Source organism: Mycobacterium appelbergii, from assembly GCF_032883035.1.
Classification (GTDB): domain Bacteria; phylum Actinomycetota; class Actinomycetes; order Mycobacteriales; family Mycobacteriaceae; genus Mycobacterium; species Mycobacterium appelbergii.
This window is the reverse complement of sequence record NZ_JAMQTH010000021.1, coordinates 86,199-110,467: the sequence shown is the minus strand read 5'-3', so window position 1 is coordinate 110,467 and position 24,269 is coordinate 86,199. Positions and strand designations below refer to the sequence as shown.

Below are 24,269 nucleotides of genomic sequence, written 5' to 3'. Positions count from 1 at the left end.
CCACCACGAAAAACCTGATCGTGCACATCGTGGCCGACCCCGCCACCATCAACGCCGCCACCACACCAGTCGACGCCACCCCAGCCGACAAGCCAGACCCTGCCGATGAGACCGCCACACCGGATCAGGCCACCCCTGTCGACGAGACCGCCATCGCGGACGAACCGGACCCTCCCGATGAGGAAGCCGGCACGGTGGACTCGACCGGCCCTGCCGATGAGACGGACCCTGCGCACAACACCGCCACGGTGGACCACACCAGTGCCATGGACCACAGCCATGCCACGGGCACGGGCACCACGTGCACGGTGCCGCCGGCGGTGATCGTCGGCGGCGGCGTGCTCACCGACCACCAACTCGCCGAACTACTTCCCCAAGCACTCGTGCGCACCCTGCACCACCCCGGTAACCGGCCCCCAGAACCCGGGTACGTGCCCTCCCGCGCACTGGCCGACTTCGTCCGATGCCGCGATATGACCTGCCGCTTCCCCGGCTGTGACACCCCGGCCTATCACTGCGACCTCGACCACACCGTGCCCTATCCCCACGGTTGCACCCACGCGTCAAACATGAAGTGCCTGTGCCGTTTACAGCGCCGGTTGTGCGAAATACACTCTAATTATGAGCACCACCAAAGCAGCCGTTTACCTGCGGCAATCGATGGACCGCTACGGCGACACCCTGGCCGTCGCTCGACAGCGCAAGGACTGCCTCGCCCTGTGTGAGCAGCGGAACTGGACGCCGGTCGAATACGTGGACAACGACCGGTCGGCGACCAACGGCAAGGCCCGACCGAAGTATCAGCAGATGCTGGCCGACATCGCCGAGGGCAAGATCGGCGCGGTGGTGGTGTGGGATCTGGACCGCCTGCACCGCCAGCCGCGTGAGCTGGAGGACTTCATCGAGCTGGCCGACGCGCACCGGCTGGCCCTGGCCACGGTGACCGGGGACTGTGACCTGTCCACCGACAACGGCCGGTTGTATGCCCGGATCAAGGGGGCGGTCGGCAAGAGTGAGACCGAGCGCAAAGCCGCCCGCCAGCGCGCCGCGGCCCGGCAGAAAGCCGAACAGGGACGGCCGCAGTGGAAACGGGCGTTCGGCTACGTGGCCGGTGCCAATGGGCCCGAGCCCGACCTCGAGATCGCCCCGCTGGTGAAACAGGCGTACGCGGCATTGCTAGCCGGGTCGTCGCTGAATGACATAGCCCGACTGTTCAATGAGGCGGGTGCGTACGGCCAGCGGTGGATGAGACCCAAAGACTCCCAAGGTAATACGGTCAAAGACGCTGCGCAGCAGTTGATACGTACCCCGTGGTCGGCCACGACGGTGAGCCTGTTTCTGCGCAAGCCGCGCAATGCCGGGCTGCGCGCGTACACCGACACCAAGACCAAAGGCACTGAGATCATCGGCAAGGGCACTTGGCCCGGCCTGGTGGACGAGGCCATGTGGCGGGCCGCCCAGGACAAACTCAACGCACCAGGCCGGGCGCCCGGCCGTAAGAGCGTGCGACGGCACAGGCTGACCGGGGTGCTGCGGTGCGGTAAGCCGGGGTGTGGTGGCTATCTGTCGGGTCAGTGGGTGATGCAGCCGACCGGCGGCAAGCCGGGACGGCCCAAGACGGGTGAAAAGCGGTGCACTAGTGGACAAGTCGCGCACTCGATTACCTACGCCTGCAAGTCATGCCGTGGCGTATCCGTCCGCGCTGAGCATGTCGAGCCGCTGCTCAATGACATCGTCGGCGGTCGGTTAGCGATGCCCGACGCGATCGATCTGCTGAAAGCCGAGGTTCACGACGAGGCTGAGGCCGAGGGGATCCGCCTGGAGTTGGAGACCCTCTACAGCGAGCTGGATAAGCTCGCGGTTGAACGCGCCGAGGGACTGTTAACCGCTCGCCAGGTGAAAATCAGCACCGACATTTTTGCCGAGAAGATCACGAAACTTGAACGTCGACAGCAGGACCAGGAACGGCTACGGGTGTTCGACGGGATCGCGCTGGGTACCCCCGAGGCCGCCGCTGCGGTCAAGAAGTTGTCACCGGATCGATTCCGCGCCGTCGTCGATGTCCTGATGGCACCGACCGTGATGCCGGTCGGAAAAGGTGGGCGAGTATTCGACCGGCAGCGGCTGAATACGAATTGGCATGAGTGATAAGCAATTCAGTGTCGTATGCACGGGGCGGGGCGAACATGGCCGCATCGAATGGCCCGCTGTGACGCTTGCCGATGACGGAACGATCCGGGAGGAGCGCACACGGCGAGCGCCCCTCGATCCAGGCGGCCCGACCCGTCAGGTTGTGATGCCAGCGGATAGTCACCGTGCCGCCAACGGAACGTGGCGGTGGCGCTGTCCGCGGTGTGGCCTCGACAGGCCCCTGACTGAGGACCACCTGCGCGCGTGGATGAACGCCACTACTGCCGACGTTCTCGACGTTTCCCGACTGCCTAGGTAGCATGCCGGATTGAGCGGTTTCGTGGACGCTCTGAATTCCACGGGCAGGCCCCGCCGACAAGCCGGGCGGACTTCTGCTGCCCGGAGGACACCATGTCACCCCGCGCCGACGCTGCGCGAACCATCGCACACCAGATCACCACTGACCCCGAAACTGCTGCCTACCTCACGACAATTCTCACCGAAGCACCACCGCTAACCGAAGAGCAACGTACTCGGCTTGCCGAGTTGTTGCGACCCGTGCGGCAGCGGCGGCCGGATACCGGCGGTGGCGCATGAACGACGGTGGCCCGGCACAAGACCGGGCCACCACCACGACCGCCACCAGGCAAGCCGATACTGGCTTTCCTAGCGCGAGGGAGGCCATGCGCGACTACCTGAGCGTCTGCCTCGGCGCCGCCGAGGGCACGCTGCACGTCGGCGTCGGCCTCGGCCCGCACGTATCCGAGGCCGGTAAGTACATCCACGAGCGCTGGGAGGAACGCCGCTACGCGTGGCCGGGCGAGGCCGACCGGGCCGTGACGGACATGCTCACCACGGCGCCCGACGCCGACGTGTACGTGTGCCCTTACGTGATGCGCGGTGACCGTCGGGCCAAGGGTGAGGCCGTCACCCACACGCTGGTGCACGCCGATGTGGACGACTTGATCGATATCGAAAAGGTGCGCGCCCTCGGTGGTTTCGCCGTCGGATCCGGTTCACGTGGTCACGGGCACGGCTACGTCGCCCTGGCCGAGCCGGTCACCGCGGCACAGCACGAGGTGCTGTGCCGGGCCCTGGGCGGCTACTTGGGTGCGGTCGACGCCAAGATCAGCGACAACGACGTGCTGCGCGCACCTGAAACGGTCAATCACAAGCTGGGTGCGGGGCCGGTGCGCTGGTTGGTGCACCCGTCGGAAAGGGTCCCGAGGACGCCCGGGGACCTAGCCCGTCAGCTGGGCGTGAAACTGGGTAATGCACTAGCCAGTTCCCCTCAGGCCAGCCGGAAACCCACAGTTGCCCCGGTTGACCTTGATCTCTCCGCGCATCCGGCGGTGCAGGCCGAACTGGGCCGGGTCACCGGCGACCGTTCCAGCGATATCTACCGTGTTCTCTCATCCTGTCGCAGTGCGGGTCTCACGTTCAACGAGGCAAGCAACGTCGTGAACAGTCGCCCCGATCTGGCCGCCAAGCTCACCGAGTGCGGCGGCGACGACCTCACCCGATGCTGGATCAAGCTGTGTGACGACCAGCAGCGGTTAGAGCTCCCTGACGGGAACGCGTCGGCCGAATCCACCGGCGGCACTGACGGCACGACCACAGCCTCGGGAATGCCGAAACTCTGGGCTGCAACGGATCTCATGCCCGCTACGCAGGCACGGTGGCTGGCCAAGGACCGGTTACCCCAGTCCGCGGTCACGCTGCTGATCGGCGACGAGGGTATCGGCAAGAGTCTGCTGTGGGTGTGGGTTGCCGCCGCGGTGACCACCGGTAAAGCCCTGCCCGGGTTTGGGATTCCAGCACGTGACCCGTCGCCGGTCATTGTGGCCGTTACCGAGGATGACTGGTCTACCACCGTGTTGCCCCGCCTGATCGTCGCCGGGGCCGACCTCGCGATGATTCAGGTTGTCTGCACCGAGCAGGACGGCACCGGGTCGCCGGTCTTCCCGCGTGACCTGTTCCTGATCGCCGAAGCCGACCCGTCGCCGGTGCTGATCGTCGTGGACGCATGGTTAGACACCGTGCCCGCGGGCATGTCCGTGCGCGACCCGCAGCAGGCCCGGCAGGCCCTACATCCATTCAAGGAGTTGGCCAGCAGCACCGACTGCGCGGTGTTGCTGCTCTGCCACACCAACCGGGTGGCCACGCCCAACGCACGCGATCGCTACGGGGCCACCGGAGAGCTACGCAAGAAAGCGCGCATGACGCTGTTCGCTCAACAGGACGACGAGGGTCACCTCGTGGTAGGCCCCGAGAAGATGAACACCGCCAAACCGATTCCAGCGTCGACGTTCACCATCACCTCAGTGCAGCATTTCGAGCCCACCGAGGACCACGACGGCACCGTGCCGCTGGTGTCCTACCTCGGCGAGTCCGACCAGACCGCGCGGGAACACCTCGCTGACGCCTACGCCACCGACCGCGAAATCAGCGGCGATCCCGGCGATGTGCTGGCGTGGCTGGCCGCCGAACTGGCCGCGGGTCCACGGTGGGCGACCGAGCTGTACACCGCGGGCGAGGAGGCCGGTCACAGCAGCGACAAGCTGAAGCGGGCCAAGCGGAAACTTCGCGTCGAATCCGAGCGCGACGGGGTGGTCGATCGGTGGTTCTGGCGGTTACCCCACCACCAAGGGAGCACCCCGTCCCCGTCTGTTGCTCCCTTGCATCCTTACTCCCTTGCCCCCCATCCGAAAAACCAAGGGAGCGCGTCTACCAGCGAAGAGAGCAAGAGGGTGAATGGAGAGGTACGGCCCACCCTTGCCACCGGCGACAACCAAGACGAGATCGCTTGCCGCGTCTGTGGGCGAGGGATCAACCCCGTGTTCGGGATCGACACCCACTACGACTGCGCCCGGCGGCAGCGATGAACCGCCGCCAGCGTCGCACCACCCGTGACAGCCGCCGACGGCTGGCCGACTTGGAACGCCTGGCCGCCTGCCCCGACTGCTGCGCCGATGTGTCTGTGGTCGAGGTGCTGCCCGGGATCTACCGGGGCGTGGTCCTCCACGACGGGACCTGCCCGTGGTTCGCCGCATTCACCCGCAGCACAGGAAGGAAACGAGATACATGACTGACCAGCCCGACGAGATCCCCAACGGTTTCGCCATCCCGGTGACCTACAACGACATCGACGGCGTCGAAGCCACCCGAACCGATGCGGGCGCCGACTACGTCGCCCCAGCGATCTATTCCAAGGAACAGTTGAGGCGCCTGCGAGAGGAACGAGACGATGACTGACGACACGACAACCCAACTCGACGCCGACCCCGATGGACTCGACGGCTCAGCGGCCGCTGACGACCTGAGCGACCTGTCCGAGGACGACTACGCCACCGCAGCCGAAATCATCGCCCAGGAGGCCACACCGACCCAGGACGACACCAGCGACGCCGCCCCGGACCTCGATGCCCGGGATCAGAAGTACCGCCAGCGTTTACGTGCCGCAGAGGCTGAGAACGACCGGCTGCACGGCCTGGTCGAAGCGATGCAGGCCGACGAGATCCACCGGCTGGCCGCCGGGAAGCTGGCCGACCCGGCCGACCTGTTGCGGGACGGGGCCACCGTGGCCGACCTGCTCGACGACGACGGGCACGTCGACCCGGCCCGGGTCGATGGTGCGATCAACGAGGTGCTGCAAGGACATCCGCATTGGGCCGCCCCGGCGGCGCCCTACCGCGGGCCGCTACTCAGCGGGGCCACCTCGATTCAGTTCGACCGGCCAACCAAGAAGTTCGCCGAGGCTTTCGCCCCGCCGACATCGGAGTAACATCCGGGGGTAACGCGTGCGACGCCCACCCCACGGCTTAGCGCGCGCACCCTGGGCGACGCGTTGCGGGGCACGGCAGTTAAGCGGAGCACTTGCCGCGAAATTCCATCCTGAAATTTTGCAGCGGCTACCTCCTTGCCGCAGAACGGCTGTCCCGCCATGGCTTTCACTGCTACCACCGTCAACAGCGCCAAAGCATGGGCGCCCGATATCACCACCTTCGCACCCGCCGACGCCGTCCCCGACGCCCTGATTCTCCAATGCTCAACGGTCAGCGGCCAAGTGGACGGCGACGCCCCCGCCGTGCGGGTGGCCTACGTCGATGACGACGAGGCCCAGTTCACCGCCGAAGGATCCGAGATTCCCGAAGGCGAACCGACGCTGGCCGAGGTGCTCCTCCACACCGCCAAGGTCACCCAACTGGTTCGGCTGTCCAACGAACAGTTCAACCAAACCAACACCGCCACCCAACTGTCCCAGTCGGTGTCACGCGCGATCACCCGCCGGGCCGACCTGGCTTTCGTCGCTGAGGTCGCACCCAGTGCGCCCGCGGTGGCGCCGGTCGCCGGTCTGGTCAACGTGCCCGGCATCGTGGCAGGCGACCAGATCAGCGGATCACTCGACGCTCTGGTCGACCTCGTCGCGCAGCTGCAAGACCACCTGTCGGTGCCCTCGGCGATCCTGGTCGACCCGCTGGGCTGGGGCGAACTACGCAAGCTCAAGGTGGCCAACGCCTACAACCAAAGCTTGCTCGGCGCAGGAACATCCGACGCCGCACAGCTGCTGCTGTCGCTGCCCGTGCTGGTCAACCCGGCCGTGCCCGACTACACCGGCGTAGTCATCGACCGCAACGCCGTCGTGTCCGCGGTGGGTCAGGTCAAGGTGGCCACATCGGAACACGCTGTGTTCGCCTCTGATTCGGTGCTACTCCGGGCGACGTGGCGGTTCGGTCACGCCGTGGTGAGGCCCGAGCGGGTCGGCACGTTCACCATCGCGGCCGCCGGATCCTAAAGGCGGTGGGCGGCGGTGAGTTCTGGAGATTGGAAACCCCACACCAACCATCCGGGCCAACCTGGCGGTAGCGCCGTCGCCCACTTACGCCCGTCGCCCCGAAGTCGAACGCGGGGCGACGGGCGACCCTGGGGGGAGACCCCCGCCAGGCCGCCGAGCCGGACCGCAGTGCATAGCGGCTGCCGGTCCGCGCAGTACACCCAGAACCTCCAGCAACCGTGGCGACATCCTGTCTTGGCAAATAGGAATTTCTGTTCCAATTTGCCGAGCGGATAATGGCCGCCCCTGACCGGCCACTAAACCCGGCCCGCCGTAAGGAGGAAACCATGACCCCAGGTGACCAACTCCGCGCCGACATGGCCCGCGCCATCCAGCACGCCGCCGCCGAGGCCGGGCGGCCGCTGGAATACGACGAACGTGAGGCCCGCACCATCGAGCACGCCGCCGCGGCAGCCGATCGTGCCGAGCAGCTGCGCGCGTTGTGGGCGGCCGAGCTGGCCGCCGACACCCGTGCCTCGGTCGCGGTCAAGATCGCCGCCGAGATCCGGCTCTGCGAAAAGCATGTGACCGATCTGCTGGCCCGGGTCAACCCGGGACCGGGGCAGGCCAAGAGCGAGCAGCACCAGCGCGCGGCCCGGGCCCGCTGGGATCGTGACCCACTACGGCGTCGCCGGGGCCCGGCCTGATGGCCCGCGACGCCCCGCCGACAACTGTCCACGCCGGGCTCTACGCGTTCCTGCTGGAACGCACCGAACGCGCGGTAGGGTGCCGCCATGCTGACAGGGTTGAGTCCGCGGGCGGCGGCGGTACTGATCATCGCGGTGGCTGTGGGGATAGCGTCGGGACTACTGGTGGCCGGGATCCAGACCGGGTCGACGGTGCTCGTCGTGAGCGCGGCGGTGATCTATGTCCTGGCGGCCTGCGCCCTGGTGGCAGCGATGCGCAAACTGCGCCGCCCATAGATGTCCAAGTAGGCGAGCTGCCTCTCTGGGCGCGCCCCGGTGAAGCCGTGCGCTGGTGGCGCCGGGCCACCGTGACCGCCGACGGGGCGGTGAGCTTCTACGACGATGAAGGCAGCCGGTGGCTGGCCGAGAACGGGTTGTAACTAATTACCACTTGTCCTCCCGAATGCCCGGCGGCAGTGGGGTACCTCGTTGTCGATCCGTGCGGGGTGAGAGGGACCATTCGCCGTAGATCGCCATGACGCCATGGCGTTTGGCCCCGAACTGACGTTTGCGGTCGACGATCCGTGCGACCGGCCGCGCTCGTGTGGTCTCGGCCAATCGGACGCTGAGAGCGTGCGTCCCTACGTGATACTCGTATCGGTGGCTATGGTTACGACCCAACACAATTGGCTGGAACTCGCTACCGTCGTCGGGGCCCAGTGTCATCTTGAAGATCCCGGGCGCGGTTTCTTCGACGTTCGTCGTAATTGCTTTGTCTAGAATGTTTCCCGCGACGGAAACGCCGGGTTGATCGTCTGGTGCGGAGTCAAATTCCCACTCCACCGCGAGGAGTGTCGTCTCGGCGTTGCCCGTGTTCGAAACAGTCACCTGGGCGGTCCAACCGAGGTCAATCGTTTCGCCGCCGTCAAGGCGGCGTTCAATCGCCACACGGTCGTCCTCAAAAACGATGTTCGGTCGATCCCACCAATTGCTCTTGACCTGCCAGAGTAGGGAACCGCCGCCTGCTAATAGAGCCAGTGTCGATACAACGTTGGCGTACCAGTCTGCAGACACGCACGGATCATAGACTGCGGTTCTCCGCGTCCGGCCCCGCCAGGAAGACTTAGATGACTAGACCATCCCGGCGGGTCCGGCAGTCGGCCAGTCGGTCACCCACGATATGATAAAGCTGCAGGCAAGACCAGCGGTGACGACACCCGCGGCGGTCCTCGCAAAGCCCCACAACCCCGAAAGGGGAAGCGATGAACTCACTTCATTGACTGCGTGAACGGTGCTATGGGTATATCGAACGCCAGCTCGACGCCGGTGAATCGTTGTCGGTCGATGGGGTCGGCGACTGGGACGACACCGTGCCGATCGGGATGGTCGGGGTGCGGTTCGTCGGCCGGGCCGGACACACCTACCGGCTCATCCCCATCGCCGACCACCCCAACCGGCGGATGGCGCTGTCGGCGGTGGCCAGATCGCAAACCTGGAACGACTGGAGGTAATCGGATGTATTACTACTACGCCGACGGCGATAACAAACTGATCCGCGTCGATGTGGGCGACAGCAAGCCCAGCATCGAGGTGTTCACCGCCTCACCCGGCCAGCTCTATATCGGCGACGGGGAGTGGATGGATCCGGAGCCCCCGGGCCGCAATCTGGCCACCGAGGCGCTCTACTCCGGCGACTACTACGGGGTCGACGAGACCGAGGCCCAGCGGGTCATGGGTGTCATCGACGCCCGGGTGCAAGCGGCCCGCGGCGACAGGTGATTGCAATAGAGACACTCGGGCGCACTTGGCGGGCCCGAAACTGAAGTGTTCTTTGGCCAATAGTTGCCACCACTTGTTGAAAACATTCTGGATCGGACCCGACGGATGGAGTGACCGCCAACTACCCGACGGCACCGTGATCTGGCGCGCACCCACCGGCCACGAATACACCACCTACCCCGGCAGCACCCTGCTCATCCCCGCCCTGGTAAAGCCGACCGGCACCCTGATCCTGCCCAACACCATCCCCCCCACCGCCGGCGACCGCACCGCCATGATGCCCAAACGCCGCCACACCCGCGCCCACGACACCGCCCAACGCATCACCGCCGAACGCAAACTCAACGACACCCTCATCGCCGAACAAAACCTCCCACCACCGTTCTGAACACTCAGGTGGGCTTGGCGTCGGTGTGTGGCGCCGAAGACTCCTGCTCACTCATCTAATCTGCGGTGTCCTGATGTCGCGGATGCGCGCGATATTCCATGGAGTGTTTACTGCGCACCGGTTTGCGTTTTGCAATCCAATATGCGATCAGATAAATGATCGTAAATGTGCTGGCAGTAATGATTGAAACGATTACAAACTGCAGATACTGCCCACGCGCGATGCCATAACCCCAACTGGCGTCTCCGAGTCCCAGGACTATCGAGAAGAAGAGAAGGAATGCGGCTCCGATAACTCCGGGCACCCAGTCTGCACCTCCACTCTCGATGAATATGCGCACGTTAACTGCAGCAATGAGCATGAGTATGGCAACCACCCACCACAGTTTGCGCGCTGTAAGGAGCCCGCTATAGGAGTCGGGCGCTGCATCACTTACGACGTGATCCTCGCTATCTACGCCGTTTTCCGCAGGTTTGTCCTCAGGGTCCGGCTGGCTATCGACGGAGTTTAGCGCGAATATCTTGCCGCGTATCTTGATGTACGGGGTGTACCCGTACGCGGCTGCTGCCATTGCTCCTAAAAAGAACAGGGCCATCCCGAATCCTTTTTCCCAGTCTGGGTAGAACGCGAAAAACGCGGCAATGGCCCCTACGCAGGCGCAGCTCCAGTAGATGCGGCGCTGAGAGCTACGACTGTGATCAAAAAATTGCTGGATCATCGCAACGGCGACGGCTGCGACGAGAATTGCGAAGAACAAGTTCGACATACCCTTATTTGCCCATCATCCAGTCCACAAACTCTTCTCCTCCAATTCCGCCACCAACGGCGCCAAGGAACCCGACGATGAGTGTGCCTTCGGGACCGACGAACGTTCCCCAGGCCGCGCCGGCCGCCCATCCGCCGAGCATCGTTCCGGCGGTCCGACCGCCGAATTCCGCGGCCTCTTGTCCGGCGGGCGCGCCATGCATCACATCATTGAACGTGATCACGCCGTCGATGAGCGTGCCAAAATTTCCAAGTTTGGAGCCGAAGCCCTTAAGTGCTTCAGCGTCGGCGTGTGACCACACTGGAGCTTTGCCCCAGTGTTCGCCCCCCGGCATAGCGCGACCGTGGGCCTTGGCGCCCTCGCCCAAATTGCTGGCTTGAGTCGCAAGGCCTCCCGTTGCTTCTTTAATGACCTGGTCCGGGGACTTCCCCGCCTTGATCTCCTCAACGGCAGCGTTGGCCCCGTCCGCGGACACTCCGAATTGTTCGAGGTCGTTCGTGAACTCACTGAGTACGCGCGCACGCCCCTCAACCTCCAATCGGTCCATGAACCGCGTTGCGTCGTCGGGTGTCATGAAGCCTGGATGTGCGGCGACTTGGCCGTTCTCGAGCGCGTGTTGCATGTCGAGCCTGGCCTGCGCACGGGTGCGGACGTCACCGCCGACAGCGGTGTCCTTCGGGAGCGGGCCGGTGAAGTGTGCCATGCGATAGTCGTCGAGTCGATCGCCGGCCAAGCGGCGTGCTTTGTCACCACCGTGGATAGCAATGTGACTGGTTGGGTCGGCGATGGTCTTGTAGTCGCGCAAACGGGCCGCCGCATCGACCTCCTCGCGGCTCATATGACCCGACTGCCCCTCCATGCTGGGCAGATAGGAATTTCTACCTTCGGCCTTGGCTTTATCGACGAGAGCCTGGTCCTTTGCACGCTGCCCAGACTGGTCGTACTGCTGAGCGGTAGCAGATGGATCGTCTGGCCTTGTCGTGCCGTCGGCTACGCCGGGCGGCGTGGTGCCCGTCGCCGTCGCAATTTCGCGAGCCAGGTCAGCGTCCACCAGATCGGCATCCGCCAGTACGGCTGCGATATCCGACTCCAAGGACGCGACCTTCGACGCGACTTTTTCGGCGGCCTCATCAGTCAGATGACTCGTGTCCGGGGGGACCACCTGATTGGTGGACTCGTTGATCTCGACCGAAGGCGGTTCGGCGGCATAGTCGAGGATGCCCTTGACCGTCTTGGAAACGTCTTCGGCGTCGTGCGCCGCGTCCTCCATCCCGCCCGCCGCCTTGCGCAGATTCTCCGCTGTTGCGTCGTGATTCTGGGCGGTCGCTTCCATCGCGGCCTTGGCCGCGTCTCCGCCCTCGCCCTCCCACGTTGAAGCTCTGTTCAGCGAGCGGTAGAACTCGGCTGCCTTGGCATGGTTGCCGACGGCCTCGCGCGTAGCTGTTGCCAGGTCGGCGATCTCGCCGTGCCAGTCCTTCAGTTCCTTCAACGACAGCGACATGCCGTCATTTCACAGATTAGAGCTGACGTCGCCGATTCCCTCGGCATTGTCAGTGTCGGTATCCACATACTGGGTCGCCGCACCGCGGTGACCCTCAGCGTGTCCGTCGAAATGCTTGCCGAACCGAGCGCCGTCGGCCTCCCACTCCGCAAGCATCGCCGGCAACGCCGCACCGGCCAAGCCAGACCCCAAACGTGCCTCGCTGGCCCGCCAATGCGCAGTCTGGTGGGCATCCTGGAAATCAGTCGCGTGCCCTTCGATTCGGCCCGCCACCAGACGCAACTCGGTTGGATCGGCTTTCAACGGCTCACTTCGCTTTGGCATCGCTCCCCCTCCCGTGACACCCTCGTCGCTGCAAATTTTACCTACTAGCAACCGCCGGTATACGCACCAATCGCAGTTTCGAGGTTCTCGGCAAACTCAGTGACCCGCTACTCGCCGAGCGTCGGCTCAGGCCCGAACCTGAAAATCAGCGCGCTGACCGCCACGGCGAGGGCAGCCAGGGCGATCACCGGTGCAACGGTGAAGCGTGTCAGTGTGGCGCCGAAGATGGCCCCGCCCAACATCGTTGCCACCACCCCGTAGCGGAGCTTCTCGCGGTGCCCGTTGCCGCCGGCGAGCCGGCTGTCGAATCCGATGCCGACAATGGTCTGAGTCAGCACTGTGGTGCTCAACTCTTGGATGCCGAATTGGCGGGCGGTCGCGTTCTGGATGCCGAACGTGACGGCGAGACCCGATATCAGAATCAGCTTGGTGTTGTCCTGATAGTCCAGGACCCCGGCGCCGGCCAGAATCGAAAGAGCCAGCAGCATAACAACTTCGACGACAAGGCTGATTGTAAGCCAGTTGCGCGCGTTGTAGTCGAGGTGACGGGCGAAGCGCCCACCCAGCACGGTACCGGCCACGAAGCTGACGAATGCGACGATGGCCGCAGTCAGATCGACACCGGAATGCGGCACAAACCAGAATCCCAGGAAGATCACATTGCCGGTCATGTTCGCAACGAATACATGCCCCAGCACCAATACGCTGACTGCGTCGACCATTCCGGTCGCAAAGGTCAGTAACAGCAGCGCGGTGACCGTCAGCCGATCGGAAATCGGCGATGCGATACCCATGGGCTGCTCCTGCGGCTAAAGCTGCGGCGAGAGATCCATTTTGGTCAATGCCGGCATCTGCGTGATCCGCCAGTCACCGCCCTGGCGTTCCAGCGTCAGTCGGTAGGACAGATACCGCAGCGACGGAATGTTCTTGGTCGCCGGGCTGGTCGACACCGAGTTCGTGTAGACGATCGCGGTCGCCTCGTCAGGACTGATGCTCTCCACCGCGGTTCCCATCACCTGGGTGTTGTTGCTGATCTGCGCCTGCTTGTTGGTGGCGACGATGGCATCGATGTACTTGCGGTACTCGTTGGCGAAATCCCCCGACAGATACCTGGCCGCTCGGTCCGGCAGTGCATCCATGTTCTCCGGGGTGTAAGTCCACAACGCAGTGATCGCGTCCGCAGACGTCTGCGCCACTTCAAGTTTCGTGTCCACCAACGCCCGGTCCGCCAGATACGGCTGGACCATCGCACCGGCGAACGCACCTGCTGCAACGAACAACGCCGCAGCGCCCACGGCTGCGTACGTCAGGCGCTTCCCGGCCGGGCGGTACGGGACGAGCACGGCCTCCGGTTCGGGCTCAGCGTCCGGTTCGGGGGCGCCCTCTGCCTCCGGCTCGGGCTCGGTTCCAGGTACGGGCTCCGCCGCCGCCTCCGGCTCGGCTTCCGCCGCGGGCTCAGTTTCGGCCTCCGCCTCCGGCTCGGGTTCGGGCTCAGGTTCGGCCTCCACGGCTGCGGCACGACGTCCTTTGCCTACCGGGACCCGCGGCTGGGGCGGCTCCTCGACGGCATCGGCGGCATCGGCGGCATCGGCTTCAGTCTCTTGCTCGGCCTCAGCTTCGGCCGCCACCTCACCACCGCGCTTCCAGGGGAAACGCCTGCGGCGACGCGGCTTTTCGGCCTTGGCCTGCGCGGCCTCCGACTCGTCCGGCGTCCCGGTGGTCAGATCACCTGAATCAGCTGGCTGATCTTCCACTGCTGTCCTTCCCGAATCGTCGTTGCCACCCAACGGTTTCCGCTCTCGATTGTCGACTTTCCGTCCGAGGAGCGGCTGCTGATCTTGGTGGCGACCAATACGTCGGCGCTGCCGTTGTCATTCCAGCGCTGGACACCGGCCTCGAGCACGGTGCCCTCGGTCGGCTCGGCACGGGCCACCCGGATGACGATCTCGTTCTGCTTTTCCTTGAACATCTTGGCGAATTCACCCGTGGCCTGCGACTGGATGCGATCGGCATAGTCGTTGGCGTGGAAGGGATCCAGGGTCGTGTACGCGGTCATGAACTCGTGCACGTACCACAGCGCCTGATCACTCTTGTTCTTGAGCTGGCGGTCAGATTCGTGTTGGACGACCATCAATGTGCTGCCCGCGATGGCCGCCACGACCAGCAGGGCTGACAGCACCGCGATGATCGGCAATCCCCATCGAATCGGCTTCTTCGGCTCGACCGCGAAGTAATCACGCTCTTGTGGGTCGACCTTGCGCCGCGGACTCATTGCCCTTCCCCGCCCGACTGAGGCTTCTTCAGCACCGTCAGGTTGTCGACGCGCCACTGGTCACCGGATTTGCGGAAATCCACGCGCACCGTCGCGGTGATGAACTTGAGGTCCTGCGGATTGATGCCGCGCTGCCCCTGCATCGCCAGCAGCATCGACGCCTCGGTCTTGGAGGCGGAGAGCACCGCGCTGCTGACCGCCCAGTATTCGTTGGTGGTCGGACCGGCCTTGCGCACCGCATCCTGCTGCGCGACCAGTTGCGGACGGTAGTTGTCGGTCACCAGGGCCTGGGCCTCGCCGAAGTCCTGGTCCACCGAATCGACCCCGTAACTCAGCATCTGTTCGACGATGCGGGGTCCCTGCTCGGCGATCTGCTGTTGAGCCTGATGCACGGCTTGGGCCTGCCGGTACACGCCCAGGTAACCCACGCCCGCTGCGGCCGCACACAGCACCGCCGCCGACAACAGCACGATCCCGGTGCGCCTGCGCACGTTCTGCTCGGGCGCATCGACACAGTGCACCTCGGTGCGCAGCAGCAGATCCGCGAACGTCCGGTTGCGGCTGTCCCACAGCGGCCACAGCCAGCCGATGAACACCGCGGCGGTGTCCAGTAGATGCGCCAGGTCACGCACCAGTAGCCGCAGCAGACCCACAGTGCCGCCGCGCCCGACCACCCGGATGGCGAACACCGAACGGCCCAGCGACCAGCCGGTCGTCGTCGGCAGCAGCACCCGGTTGATCAACATCGCGATCATCACCACCGCGGCGAGCGCCGCGTAGACCCACCACAGCCAGCTGTCCAGCGCCGACCACGCCAGCAGGCCCAACGTCGCGATCACAGCCAGCCCGAACAGCACGTCGATCGCGAACGCCCCCGCACGCGCAGGCCAGGAAGCCAACCGCACCGGGGTGACCTGGGGATCGTCGGCGGGGCGCGCGTCGGGGGTGTCCAGAACGTCCGTCACGACGTGACCTGATCGAGCCTGGCGACCTTGTAGGTGCCGTCGACCGGGGCCATCTGGACCCGCAGCCGGTAGCCCTGCTCCTCGTCGGTCTTCTCGGAGTTGGTCACCAACACCCGCACCGCCACCAGGACGTCCATGGAGCCGTCGTCGTTGTGCTTCTCCACCGCGGCGCGCATATCCGAGACCTTCACCTTGACGTTGGCCGCCTGATAAGCGTCGAGCAGGATCCCGCTGTACAACACTGACTGGGCGCCGAAGTCACCCGTCGCGCATTCGATGATCTTGGTCTGGGCGGCGGTCATCGCCGCGGTATCGGGGGCCTGCGTGGCGGTCACGCAGTCCTTGGCCGCCTGCAACGCCGCAGCCTCGTCACGTCCAATCTGCTCGCTGTCCAGGTGCGACCGCAGTGCCAGGTATCCCCCGGCACCGGCAGCAGCTGCGAGGACGACCAGTCCGGCACAGACACCGGCCATCCACCCCCGGCCGAGCCGGGACGGACGTTTTACGGACTCCTCGACGTGCGGTTCGGTGAGGTTCAGCTGGCTGGCGCCAGCATCTCCTTCCATCCGTCATCTCCTGGGTTATTCGAGTTGGTGACGGAGTACTTCACACCGCCGGGACCGACCACCTCACCACTGGATGGGCTGTAGGTAGCGGTATTGCCTGCAGCCGGAGTGTAGATGCAGGGATTGGGTTGCTGTCCACTGCAGCTGACACTGCCACCACGGGGTGCCGTCAACGGGTCGCTGGTCGGACCCGACGCCACTCCCGGTGGTGGCAACTGACTGGCCGGCAGCGGGTTCATTCCGTTGTTCACCGACGGTGCCGGAATCACCCGCCCCGGGTCGACAGGCTGATTACACCTGGCGCCGGGCGCCGGGCAGTCCACGATCTGGTTCGGGTCACCGATCCAGGGGTTGGTGCCCATCGGCACGTAGGGCTCGTCGCTGCGGCATTCCCTCGGCGTCGCCGCCCGCTTGCCCGGCACGTCCGCGCACGGATAGTTACGGGCACCGCGCACCGCGTTGGGGGCGTCCTTCGGAATCTTGCAGTACATGCCCGACGGCAGCGGAGCCGTCGTGGTGTCGGCTGGCGAACGCCACTGGGAGGCCGGCAGGAAGCCGGTCAGACACGGCGGCGGGATGTTGATGCCGAGGCCGAAGTGCAGCAGACCTTCTGGCGCGAAAATCGTTGCGGTCTGGGCGATCGCGCCACCCTGAGGTAGCACCACCAGTACCTGTTCGACGTTCTTGTTGTACCGCTTGAGCATGTCGATGACGATTTCGAGATTCGCCAGAGTCTGCGGCAACGAGTCACGAACGTCGCTGAACACCGCATTCAACTGGTCGGCTGTGGGAGCCGCCTGCTGCAGACCGCTACGCAACGCCGCATCGTTCTGGGCGGTCTGCGCGGCGATGCTGTTCAGGTTGGCCGCCCAACGCGAGATCGCATCGCCGGAGTTCACCTGGCTGTCGATGATCGGCCCGGAATTGTCGATGATGTCGTTGACCGGGCCGATGTTCTCCTTGAAGTCGCCCGCGATCGCCTGCGTCGAATCGACCAACCGCTGCAGCGACGGGCCGAGTCCGCCGAACGCCGTGGCCGCCTCGTCGAGCAGGCTGCCGATCTTCTCCTTCGGCAGCACCGACAAACCGTGTTCGGCCGCGTCGAGCGCCGGGCCCACCTCCGCAGGCACGGTGCCCTTGTGGATCGTGTCGCCCGGCTTGAAGTACGTCTTGGGTTCGCCGTCGGAGATCAAATCGATGAACTGCTCACCGACCGCCGACACCGAGTGCACGTCGGCCGAGGCATCGGTGGGGATCTTGTACCGGTCGTAGATGTCCATCTCGACCTTGGCGCCCTTTTCGGTGGGCTCCACCGAGGTCACCTTGCCGATGGTGGTGCCGCGATAGGTGACGTTGGCGGTCGCGTACAGGCCTGCCGAGTTGGGTAGTTCGGCCTTGAGCTGATACATGCCGATGCCGAGCGCCGTCGGCAACCGCAGGTAGAGCAACGCCAGCACGAGCAGCGCGACCACCGTCAGCGTCAGGAAGAGAACGAGCTGCATCTTGATGAAGCGGGTCAGCAACATCTCTCACTCCCCCCTTTCCACGAGCGGGCCACCGGGTGCATCGTGCGGGTTCGGGGTGAACCGCACGTCCGGGATCATCGTGTTCGGATCGCGGCCCCAGGCCTGTTCCAGCGCCCGCAGCATGCCCGACACACCGGTCCCGGAGAGGAACCCGTTGTCGACCGAACTCAACGTGAGATCCACGTTCAACGACACGTTGATGTAGTCGCCACGAATCGCCTTCGGGATGTTGTCGATGTTGAACGGCACCGTCAGCAACAGCTTCAGCGCACCCACCAGATACGGAGCCGCCCGGCTCAGCTGCTTGAGCGGCCGCTGCAGGTTCTGCAGGTTGGTATGCAGGTTGGCGTTGGTGTTCGAGAGCGTCTCGTCGGCAGCCGCTGACAACCGACCCAGCGCCGTCACCGCATCGGCGAACAGATCGCGGGTATCCGCGAAATGCTGGATCAGCGGCGGGAATTCGGTCAACACCCGGTCCAGCGTGTCGTTGCGCGCCGCCACGATGTTCAGCAGGCGGTTCGTCGAATCGATGGCGCGGGTGATGTCGTTGCGCTGCTGGTTGAGTTCGTCGGTGAAGGTGTCGAGACGGCCCAGGAAATCCCGGATCTGGTCGCCGCGACCGTTGAGGATGTTGTACACCTCGGTCTGGATGACCTCGATGTTCGGGATGCCGCCCCCGGTCAGGATGCCCGAGATTCCGGCCAGCGTCCGCTCGATCGTGGGATAGGCCGACGACTGCGCCAGCGGAATGGTGTCTCCGCTGCGCAGCATCTCACTCGACGGATCCTTCGGCGGATTGAGCTCGACGTGCTGAGAACCCAGCAGGCTGGTCTGGCCGATCTTGGCCAGCGTGTTCTTCGGCAGCTCGATGCCCTGCTGCAAATCGACCGTCAGGGTCGGCACCCAGTTGATCAGCTCGATTTTGCGGACCCGGCCGACGAACACGTCGCGCACCCGCACCCGGCTGTTGGCGTTGAGCGCCAACGTCTCCGGCATCTGCACATACAGCGTGGTGTGGCCGGACTCGGTGCCAGGACCGCCGGGCAGCGGGACGTTCGCGACACCGCGCCACTGACCGCACGAGGTCAGTATGAGCGCGGCTGCGGACAACACCCCGATACGGCGACCGATGCGACTCCATTTGCGTGCGCTCATGAGCCTGCTCCTGCCTCAGCCGGCAGCAACGGTCCCGCCGGCGCCGGGCCTGGTGCCGGGGCGGCCGGAGCCGCCGGTGCGATGGCCGACAACGGGTCACCGGGGATCACCCCTGGCGCCGGCGCGGGCGGCGGGCCCGGCTGCGGATACCACGGCGGTGGCAACGGATTGCGCTCGTCGTACGCGTTCGGCGGCGCACCCCCGCGGATGCCGGGGTTCGGCGGCGCGATGTCGGGGCCGCCCATGAGCTCGGACAGCGACTCCGGGGTCAGCATCTGCTGCGTGGCCGGCGAGACTTCCACACCCTGCATCCCCGGTGCCACCGTCCAGCCGGGCTCATGGTTGCCGTGCGAGAACAACGTGTCGCGAGACCAGATGCCGGGCACGGTGGTGTCCTTGAATCCCGGCGGCGGCTGCAACCGGGGCTCTGAGTAGGCGATCTGCTTGGGCAGCGTCATCGCGGTGCTCAGCATGTTCACCCCGAACGGCGGGGCGTTGAACTTGATCGCGTCCAAGATCGGGGCCAGGTACTGCGCGCACAGCTCCGCCGAATCCTGGTACCCCAACCGGCTACCGGCCTGGATCGAGCTGCAGATGAACTGCAGGGGGTTGGCCATGTTGTTGATCACCGGCAGGCCGACGATGCCACCCTGGTTGGGCGCCACGATGTTGACCACGTTGGCGGCCAGGTTCGGGTATGCATGCAGGCCGGTCTCGAGACCGTCGCGCGGCTCGGGCTGCAGGATCGCGGTGGTCGTTTCCGCCAGATTGTTGATGTCGTGGGTGAGCACGCCGCCGTTCTTGTCGAGGAACTGGCGGGTGGTCTTGAGCACCCGGTCGAGATCCTGCAGCGCGTTCGCCAACTCCTGATCCTGGGAGAACGAGTTGGTGAACTGCGCCAGATCGTTGTTGAGCGCCACGAACTGCTGATCGCTCTTGTGCAACGCGTTGACGAACAGCGCAAGGCTCTTCACCACGGTGAAGAAGTCGCCGCGCCCCTCGTTGAGTGTGGTCAACGCCTCCGACAATCCGTTGAGGGTGCGGTTGAGCTGCTCGCCCTTACCGGCGAATCCGTCGGCGAACGATTCGATGACGTCGCCGAACGGACCCTTCGGCTGCTCAGGTGTCGGGCCCAGTTCGTCGAGCAGCCGGGTGACCTGATTGCGCAGTTCGTCGTACTCGATCGGGATCTGGGTGCGCTCGATCGGGATGACCGCGTCGTTCTCCATCGCCGGGCCGCCGGTGAACGGCGGAGACAGCTGGATGACGCGCGAGGCGACCAGGCTCGGGTTCAGCACCGAAGCTGTGGCGTCCGCGGGCACCTTGTACTTGCTGTTGAAGTGGAAGACCACTTTCATCTTGTCGCCCGCGGTTTCGATCGAGTCGATCGCGCCGACGCGCACGCCCATGATGAGCACCTTGTCGCCCGGATACAGCGCAAGCACCTCAGGGAAGTAGGCCGTGACCGTGGTGGTGGTGATCTTCCGGTAGAGGCTCAGACCGAAGTAGCCGAGCACCAGTGCCAACACCACAACCAGCGCGCCGACGATCACCGCTGCCCGGGAAAGGGTGGGCAACTTCAGGTTTCGGATATTGAAAATCGTTGACATAGCTGCGGCCTATCCCTGCGAACCTGGCGGAAGGAACGGCGGATTCCCCGGTAGCGGAGGCGCTCCCGCGGGCGCCAACTGCTGCCCGGGACCCGGCGGTGGCGGTGGTCCGACCAACGGCGGCGGTGGCGGTGCGATACCCGGCACGAACTCGGCGGGCCCGGGCTGCGGGCTGACCGGCACGGTGCGGGCGCCGGGCGGGCCGGGCGCCAGCTCGACCGGGGCGCCAGGAGAGGCCGGCGGCAGCTGACCGGGGATGGCCGCGCTGGGCACACCCGGGGCCGGCGGGCCTGCGTCCGGGTTGGGTGCCGAGGTCGCCACATCCGGCGCACCGTAGTTGGGGCCGTAAGGGTTGTCGCCGTACGGGCCCTGGGCCAGGTGCGCACACGGCAGCGGGTTGCCCGGGGACGGAATGCCGTCGGCAGGCGGCGTGTACGAGCACGGCGAACCGGGCGGGACGGCAGGCCCCGGGTGTTCCGGAGTGCCTTCCAGCGGAGTCGGTGCGGCAGGCGGGGCGCCGTTGGGCTGCCGTTCCCCATTGGGATCGGGGAAACGGAAGGCAGGCAGACCGGCGTTGCGCCAGAACTGCTCCGGGTCGATGCCGCGCTTCTTGAACGCCGCGTCGACGAACGGCTGCAGGATCTGGTACGGCAGCAGGTTGACGAGCATGACCTTGAAGTACGGGCCCGACGCCAACGCCTCGGCCAGCGAGGTGATGAACTTACCTGCGACGGTGAGGGTGTCGGCGAGGTCCTGCTTGCGTTCCCGCAGCACGTCACTGACCGTACGCAGCTGCTCGAGCACGTGGTTGAGGTTCGGGTTGTCGTTGATCAGGCCCTCGACCTGATTCGACACCGACGAAATCCGTTGCAGCAGCAGGGTCACAGCCTGTCCGCGGGAGTTGACGGCCGCCAGCAGCGTCTGCGCGTTCACCAGCAGCTGGTTGACCTGGGTGCTGCGGTCGCCGAGCACCGTGGCGACCTTGTTGGCGTTGGCCAGCAGCTTCTTGACGTCATCGTCGCGCTTACCGATGGTGTCGGAGAACTTCTCCACGCCCTCGAGGGCGGCACTGAGATGGGGATAAGTCTGATCTACCGTCTCCGACAACACATTCAGCGACTGCTTGACCGATTTGGTGTCCCAGCCCGAGGCGTTGCGGGTGACGTCAAGGAACGCGTCGTAGATCTGGTACGGCGTCGTCGTCTGGCCCAGCGGCAGCATGCCCCGCGGCGGCAGCGTCTCGTTCCCGCGCGGCTGGATCTCGATGTTCTTGCGGCCCAGGATCGTATCGGTACGGATCGCCGCGCGGCTCTCGGTGCCGATGGTGCGGCCACCGAGGGTGTAGCCGATCTCGACCTTGTCCCCGTTGATGTCCATGCTCTTCACGTCGCCGACGTCCATCCCCGCGATCCGCACCCGGTCACCCACGCTCAGACCGCCGGTGTCGGAGAACTGCGCGTAGTACGTCGGCACGGCGAACAGCATCGGCACGCTGGTGAGCGTCGACCCGACAGCGATGACCATCGCCACGATGGCCACGCCCATCAGCCCCTTACCGAAGCGATCGGAACCCTGAAGTGTCCTCATTTCGGCGTGCACCTACCCGACGGCTGCGATGTGAGTCTGACGGTTCGGACCGGGCCGCCTGGCTGCAACCCGTTGAGCTTCAACGAGATGTCGCAGGCATAGAAGTTGAAGAAGTCACCGTAGATGCCACCCGCGCGGCCGATGATCTTCAGAGCCGCCGGGATCTGCACCAGAATGTCGTTGACCTGCTGCTTCTGGTCGACCAGCGGCTTCTGGACGACATCGAGGTAGCCGACGGTGTCCTTGAGCAGCGGCCGGTTGTCGCCCAGCAGATCGGCCAGCGAGCCGGCGGCGTTGCTGATGTTGGCGACCGACGAGGCGATCGGATCAGCGCGGTTCTTCAGCGAGGTGATCACCACCTCGAAGTTCTTGAGGGTGTCGTCGAACTGCTGCTGATGTTTGACCGTGGTGTCCAGCACCGTGTTGAGGTTCTTGATCACCTCACCGATGGCCTGGTCCCGCTCGGCGATCGAGGAGGTCAGCTGGGCCGTCTGGTCGAGGATGTCGTTGATCGTGCCGCCCTGGCCTTGGAAGATCGTGATGAGCGAGGTGGCAATGGTGTTGACCTTGTCCGGTTCCAACGACTTGAACAGCGGCCGGAACCCACCCACCAGTGCGTCGAGGTCGAGGGCCGGCTCGGTGCGCTCGACCGGGATGGTGCTGCCCGGTTGCAGGATCTGGTTGCTCTCGCCCCGCTTGAGTTCCAGGTACCGGTTGCCGATCAGGTCCTGGTAGCGGATTGCGGCGGTGGTCTCGTCGAACAGCGGCAAGGACTTCTCGACCTTGAACGTGACCTCGGCGGCCTGCCCGCCGTTGATCAGGTCCACGCCGGAGACCTTGCCGACCTCCACTCCGGCGGCGCGCACGAACTGCCCGGTCCGCAGACCGCTGACGTTCTTGAAGATCGCCGAGTACTCCGAGGTCCGGTTGAACCGGATCTGCCCGAACACCACGAAGATGATCGCCGTGAACGTGAGCAGTACCAGCGAGAAGACGCCGAGTTTGAATATCGTGCCTTTGATACTCATGGGTTGATCGTCAACTCCCCCACTTGGCGGCCCCAGACGTACTCGGTCATGATCGGCTGACCGAGTTCCAGGTGGTTGTACGGCGCGATGGATGCTCCGGTATCCATCACCAGATACGGCATCGGCCACAGGTCGCGCGTGATCGGCTGCCAGCAGCCCGGCCGCCCCTCCGGGCCACCCTTGGCGTTGATCCGCGGCAGGTTGTCCGGGTACTTGTACGGGTTACCGGCACCCAGGATGAACGAGTGGGTCTGCAGTGAGTAGCCGTTACCGCCAAGCGCGCCAGCCAGTTTCGGCGCGGCGTCGTGGAAGTTGCGAATGGTGCAGAACAGGGCTGGGCTGTACTTGTCCAGCAGGGCCGAGGTGGGCAGCAGATCCTCTGCGCCCCGCACCAGGTACGGGCCACCGCGTTCGAAGATGTCGCCGCCGGTGTTGCCGAAGCCCACCGCGGCCACCAACGCCTGATCCAGGTTGCCGCGTTGGTCATTGAGCGTGCGCGCGGTGGTCACCGCATTGGACAGGCCGTCGAACAGATCCGGTGACGCATCGGCGTACACCTCGCTCAGATTCGCCAAACCCGTGATGTCCCGGCGGATCTGCGGCATCCGTGGATTCACGTCGGCCAGGATGTCGTTGCCGTTGACGATCGACTGACCGAACTTGTCGCCCAACCCGTCGAGCGCCTGCGCGGTGGCGGTCAGCGTCTCGTTGAGTTTGATCGGATCGACCTGTTCGGAGATCGCGGTGATGGTCTCGAACAGGGTGTTGAACTCCGTCGTCACCCCGCTGGCGTGAATCGGGTCGGCAGGCGACAGCCGCTGCTTCGACGGATTCTCCGGCGACAGGAACGAGATGTACTTGTTGCCGAACACCGTGGTGGCGCGCAACTGGACATCCACATCGGCAGGCAACAACTGCATGTACTTCGGATCCACGTCCAGTGTCAGCTTGGCTTCGGGATTGTCGTCGACCTCCACCACGTCGATGGCGGCGAGCCTGCCGATCGGCACGCCGTTGAACGTCACCTTCGACCCGGGGTCCATCGACAACCCCGCGCGGCCGGAGAGCACCGTCAGCTGCGTCTTGGGCTCGAATGCCCCGCGAAACTGCAACCAGGTCAACCCCAGAATGAGCAGGGTAACCACCAGCAGCACCAGCCCCGCCACCTTGTACGGCGGAACCTTCGACTTGTTCACCGGCGCGGTCATGGCG

General features: G+C 65.2%; 26 protein-coding genes and 1 pseudogene. 12 read left to right on the top strand and 15 right to left on the bottom strand.

The window, feature by feature from the left end; all coding sequences use genetic code 11:
* The 9 genes and pseudogenes from M1247_RS34335 to M1247_RS34300 all read left to right on the top strand — a co-directional run.
* The coding region (locus M1247_RS34335; RefSeq protein ID WP_317160915.1) for an HNH endonuclease signature motif containing protein at nucleotides 1-725 on the top strand (725 nt) is incomplete at its 5' end.
* Nucleotides 622-2,148: a recombinase family protein gene (locus M1247_RS34330; RefSeq protein ID WP_317160914.1), complete on the top strand. Its 1,527-nt coding sequence runs from the start codon at nucleotides 622-624 to the stop codon at nucleotides 2,146-2,148. The genes M1247_RS34335 and M1247_RS34330, both read left to right, overlap by 104 nt.
* Before the next feature lie 477 nt (nucleotides 2,149-2,625).
* A pseudogene (locus M1247_RS36505) lies at nucleotides 2,626-2,727 on the top strand (hypothetical protein); the annotation flags it as partial.
* 86 nt (nucleotides 2,728-2,813) lie between these two features.
* Nucleotides 2,814-5,015: an AAA family ATPase gene (locus M1247_RS34325; protein ID WP_317160913.1), complete on the top strand. Its 2,202-nt coding sequence runs from the start codon at nucleotides 2,814-2,816 to the stop codon at nucleotides 5,013-5,015.
* Between the two features lie 199 nt (nucleotides 5,016-5,214).
* Nucleotides 5,215-5,385 carry a hypothetical protein gene (locus M1247_RS34320; protein ID WP_317160912.1) on the top strand — a complete coding sequence of 57 codons (171 nt, stop codon included), beginning with the start codon at nucleotides 5,215-5,217 and terminating at the stop codon, nucleotides 5,383-5,385.
* Nucleotides 5,378-5,914, top strand: coding sequence for a hypothetical protein (locus M1247_RS34315; RefSeq protein WP_317160911.1), 537 nt, complete (start codon nucleotides 5,378-5,380; stop codon nucleotides 5,912-5,914). Before M1247_RS34320 ends, M1247_RS34315 begins: the two co-directional genes overlap by 8 nt.
* A gap of 159 nt (nucleotides 5,915-6,073) precedes the next feature.
* Nucleotides 6,074-6,925, top strand: a complete 852-nt coding sequence (locus M1247_RS34310) for a phage major capsid protein (protein ID WP_317160910.1) — start codon at nucleotides 6,074-6,076, stop codon at nucleotides 6,923-6,925.
* 326 nt (nucleotides 6,926-7,251) lie between these two features.
* Entirely contained in the window at nucleotides 7,252-7,611 is a 360-nt protein-coding gene (locus tag M1247_RS34305) for a hypothetical protein (RefSeq protein WP_317160909.1), read from the top strand.
* A gap of 87 nt (nucleotides 7,612-7,698) precedes the next feature.
* On the top strand, nucleotides 7,699-7,887 hold the full coding sequence (locus M1247_RS34300) for a hypothetical protein (RefSeq protein ID WP_317160908.1): 189 nt from the start codon (nucleotides 7,699-7,701) through the stop codon (nucleotides 7,885-7,887).
* Between the two features lie 147 nt (nucleotides 7,888-8,034).
* Here the strand turns inward: M1247_RS34300 and M1247_RS34295 are convergent, their stop codons facing one another.
* On the bottom strand, nucleotides 8,035-8,664 hold the full coding sequence (locus tag M1247_RS34295) for a hypothetical protein (RefSeq protein ID WP_317160907.1): 630 nt from the start codon (nucleotides 8,662-8,664) through the stop codon (nucleotides 8,035-8,037).
* Nucleotides 8,665-8,924: 260 nt separating this feature from the next.
* Between M1247_RS34295 and M1247_RS34290 the strand changes: the two genes are divergently transcribed.
* From M1247_RS34290 to M1247_RS34280, 3 genes are all read left to right on the top strand, one after another.
* The gene (locus M1247_RS34290; RefSeq protein WP_317160906.1) at nucleotides 8,925-9,101 is read left to right on the top strand and encodes a hypothetical protein; all 177 of its coding nucleotides are present in this window, start codon (nucleotides 8,925-8,927) and stop codon (nucleotides 9,099-9,101) included.
* A 4-nt stretch (nucleotides 9,102-9,105) separates the two neighbouring features.
* Nucleotides 9,106-9,369 carry a hypothetical protein gene (locus M1247_RS34285; protein WP_317160905.1) on the top strand — a complete coding sequence of 88 codons (264 nt, stop codon included), beginning with the start codon at nucleotides 9,106-9,108 and terminating at the stop codon, nucleotides 9,367-9,369.
* Nucleotides 9,370-9,445: 76 nt separating this feature from the next.
* Nucleotides 9,446-9,757: a hypothetical protein gene (locus M1247_RS34280; RefSeq protein WP_317160904.1), complete on the top strand. Its 312-nt coding sequence runs from the start codon at nucleotides 9,446-9,448 to the stop codon at nucleotides 9,755-9,757.
* A gap of 55 nt (nucleotides 9,758-9,812) precedes the next feature.
* Here the strand turns inward: M1247_RS34280 and M1247_RS34275 are convergent, their stop codons facing one another.
* The 14 genes from M1247_RS34275 to M1247_RS34210 all read right to left on the bottom strand — a co-directional run bounded on the left by M1247_RS34275 (nucleotide 9,813) and on the right by M1247_RS34210 (nucleotide 24,265).
* On the bottom strand, nucleotides 9,813-10,523 hold the full coding sequence (locus M1247_RS34275; protein ID WP_317160903.1) for a hypothetical protein: 711 nt from the start codon (nucleotides 10,521-10,523) through the stop codon (nucleotides 9,813-9,815).
* 4 nt (nucleotides 10,524-10,527) lie between these two features.
* Complete coding sequence (locus M1247_RS34270) at nucleotides 10,528-12,024, bottom strand: Rv0964c family protein (RefSeq protein ID WP_317160902.1); 1,497 nt, start codon at nucleotides 12,022-12,024, stop codon at nucleotides 10,528-10,530.
* A gap of 9 nt (nucleotides 12,025-12,033) precedes the next feature.
* The gene (locus M1247_RS34265) at nucleotides 12,034-12,348 is read right to left on the bottom strand and encodes a WXG100 family type VII secretion target (RefSeq protein WP_317160901.1); all 315 of its coding nucleotides are present in this window, start codon (nucleotides 12,346-12,348) and stop codon (nucleotides 12,034-12,036) included.
* Nucleotides 12,349-12,455: 107 nt separating this feature from the next.
* Entirely contained in the window at nucleotides 12,456-13,142 is a 687-nt protein-coding gene (locus M1247_RS34260) for a YoaK family protein (protein WP_317160900.1), read from the bottom strand.
* Between the two features lie 15 nt (nucleotides 13,143-13,157).
* Entirely contained in the window at nucleotides 13,158-14,102 is a 945-nt protein-coding gene (locus tag M1247_RS34255; protein ID WP_317160899.1) for a mammalian cell entry protein, read from the bottom strand.
* Entirely contained in the window at nucleotides 14,069-14,620 is a 552-nt protein-coding gene (locus tag M1247_RS34250; protein ID WP_317160898.1) for an Rv1363c family protein, read from the bottom strand. Before M1247_RS34250 ends, M1247_RS34255 begins: the two co-directional genes overlap by 34 nt.
* Nucleotides 14,617-15,585 carry an RDD family protein gene (locus M1247_RS34245; RefSeq protein WP_317160897.1) on the bottom strand — a complete coding sequence of 323 codons (969 nt, stop codon included), beginning with the start codon at nucleotides 15,583-15,585 and terminating at the stop codon, nucleotides 14,617-14,619. The genes M1247_RS34250 and M1247_RS34245 overlap by 4 nt, the downstream gene beginning before the upstream one ends.
* A complete protein-coding gene (locus M1247_RS34240) occupies nucleotides 15,582-16,151 on the bottom strand; it encodes an Rv1363c family protein (RefSeq protein ID WP_317160896.1) in 570 nt (189 codons plus the stop codon). The genes M1247_RS34245 and M1247_RS34240 overlap by 4 nt, the downstream gene beginning before the upstream one ends.
* A complete protein-coding gene (locus tag M1247_RS34235; protein WP_317160922.1) occupies nucleotides 16,121-17,674 on the bottom strand; it encodes an MCE family protein in 1,554 nt (517 codons plus the stop codon). Before M1247_RS34235 ends, M1247_RS34240 begins: the two co-directional genes overlap by 31 nt.
* Before the next feature lie 6 nt (nucleotides 17,675-17,680).
* Nucleotides 17,681-18,832, bottom strand: a complete 1,152-nt coding sequence (locus M1247_RS34230; protein ID WP_317160895.1) for a virulence factor Mce family protein — start codon at nucleotides 18,830-18,832, stop codon at nucleotides 17,681-17,683.
* On the bottom strand, nucleotides 18,829-20,442 hold the full coding sequence (locus M1247_RS34225) for a virulence factor Mce family protein (protein WP_317160894.1): 1,614 nt from the start codon (nucleotides 20,440-20,442) through the stop codon (nucleotides 18,829-18,831). Before M1247_RS34225 ends, M1247_RS34230 begins: the two co-directional genes overlap by 4 nt.
* Before the next feature lie 9 nt (nucleotides 20,443-20,451).
* A complete protein-coding gene (locus tag M1247_RS34220; protein WP_317160893.1) occupies nucleotides 20,452-22,029 on the bottom strand; it encodes an MCE family protein in 1,578 nt (525 codons plus the stop codon).
* Complete coding sequence (locus M1247_RS34215; RefSeq protein ID WP_317160892.1) at nucleotides 22,026-23,057, bottom strand: MCE family protein; 1,032 nt, start codon at nucleotides 23,055-23,057, stop codon at nucleotides 22,026-22,028. Before M1247_RS34215 ends, M1247_RS34220 begins: the two co-directional genes overlap by 4 nt.
* The gene (locus M1247_RS34210) at nucleotides 23,054-24,265 is read right to left on the bottom strand and encodes an MCE family protein (RefSeq protein WP_317160891.1); all 1,212 of its coding nucleotides are present in this window, start codon (nucleotides 24,263-24,265) and stop codon (nucleotides 23,054-23,056) included. Before M1247_RS34210 ends, M1247_RS34215 begins: the two co-directional genes overlap by 4 nt.
* Between the last annotated feature and the right edge of the window lie 4 nt (nucleotides 24,266-24,269).

Bases quoted from the DNA above. Each gene is read 5' to 3' on its own strand.
- M1247_RS34220 (WP_317160893.1), bottom strand. From the start codon at position 22,029: ATGAGGACACTTCAGGGTTCCGATCGCTTCGGTAAGGGGCTGATGGGC.
- M1247_RS34305 (WP_317160909.1), top strand. From the start codon at position 7,252: ATGACCCCAGGTGACCAACTCCGCGCCGACATGGCCCGCGCCATCCAG.
- M1247_RS34215 (WP_317160892.1), bottom strand. From the start codon at position 23,057: ATGAGTATCAAAGGCACGATATTCAAACTCGGCGTCTTCTCGCTGGTA.
- M1247_RS34250 (WP_317160898.1), bottom strand. From the start codon at position 14,620: ATGAGTCCGCGGCGCAAGGTCGACCCACAAGAGCGTGATTACTTCGCG.
- M1247_RS34320 (WP_317160912.1), top strand. From the start codon at position 5,215: ATGACTGACCAGCCCGACGAGATCCCCAACGGTTTCGCCATCCCGGTG.
- M1247_RS34325 (WP_317160913.1), top strand. From the start codon at position 2,814: ATGCGCGACTACCTGAGCGTCTGCCTCGGCGCCGCCGAGGGCACGCTG.
- M1247_RS34265 (WP_317160901.1), bottom strand. From the start codon at position 12,348: ATGCCAAAGCGAAGTGAGCCGTTGAAAGCCGATCCAACCGAGTTGCGT.
- M1247_RS34310 (WP_317160910.1), top strand. From the start codon at position 6,074: ATGGCTTTCACTGCTACCACCGTCAACAGCGCCAAAGCATGGGCGCCC.
- M1247_RS34210 (WP_317160891.1), bottom strand. From the start codon at position 24,265: ATGACCGCGCCGGTGAACAAGTCGAAGGTTCCGCCGTACAAGGTGGCG.
- M1247_RS34285 (WP_317160905.1), top strand. From the start codon at position 9,106: ATGTATTACTACTACGCCGACGGCGATAACAAACTGATCCGCGTCGAT.
- M1247_RS34230 (WP_317160895.1), bottom strand. From the start codon at position 18,832: ATGAGCGCACGCAAATGGAGTCGCATCGGTCGCCGTATCGGGGTGTTG.
- M1247_RS34270 (WP_317160902.1), bottom strand. From the start codon at position 12,024: ATGTCGCTGTCGTTGAAGGAACTGAAGGACTGGCACGGCGAGATCGCC.
- M1247_RS34330 (WP_317160914.1), top strand. From the start codon at position 622: ATGAGCACCACCAAAGCAGCCGTTTACCTGCGGCAATCGATGGACCGC.
- M1247_RS34260 (WP_317160900.1), bottom strand. From the start codon at position 13,142: ATGGGTATCGCATCGCCGATTTCCGATCGGCTGACGGTCACCGCGCTG.
- M1247_RS34225 (WP_317160894.1), bottom strand. From the start codon at position 20,442: ATGTCAACGATTTTCAATATCCGAAACCTGAAGTTGCCCACCCTTTCC.
- M1247_RS34315 (WP_317160911.1), top strand. From the start codon at position 5,378: ATGACTGACGACACGACAACCCAACTCGACGCCGACCCCGATGGACTC.
- M1247_RS34300 (WP_317160908.1), top strand. From the start codon at position 7,699: ATGCTGACAGGGTTGAGTCCGCGGGCGGCGGCGGTACTGATCATCGCG.
- M1247_RS34240 (WP_317160896.1), bottom strand. From the start codon at position 16,151: ATGGAAGGAGATGCTGGCGCCAGCCAGCTGAACCTCACCGAACCGCAC.
- M1247_RS34275 (WP_317160903.1), bottom strand. From the start codon at position 10,523: ATGTCGAACTTGTTCTTCGCAATTCTCGTCGCAGCCGTCGCCGTTGCG.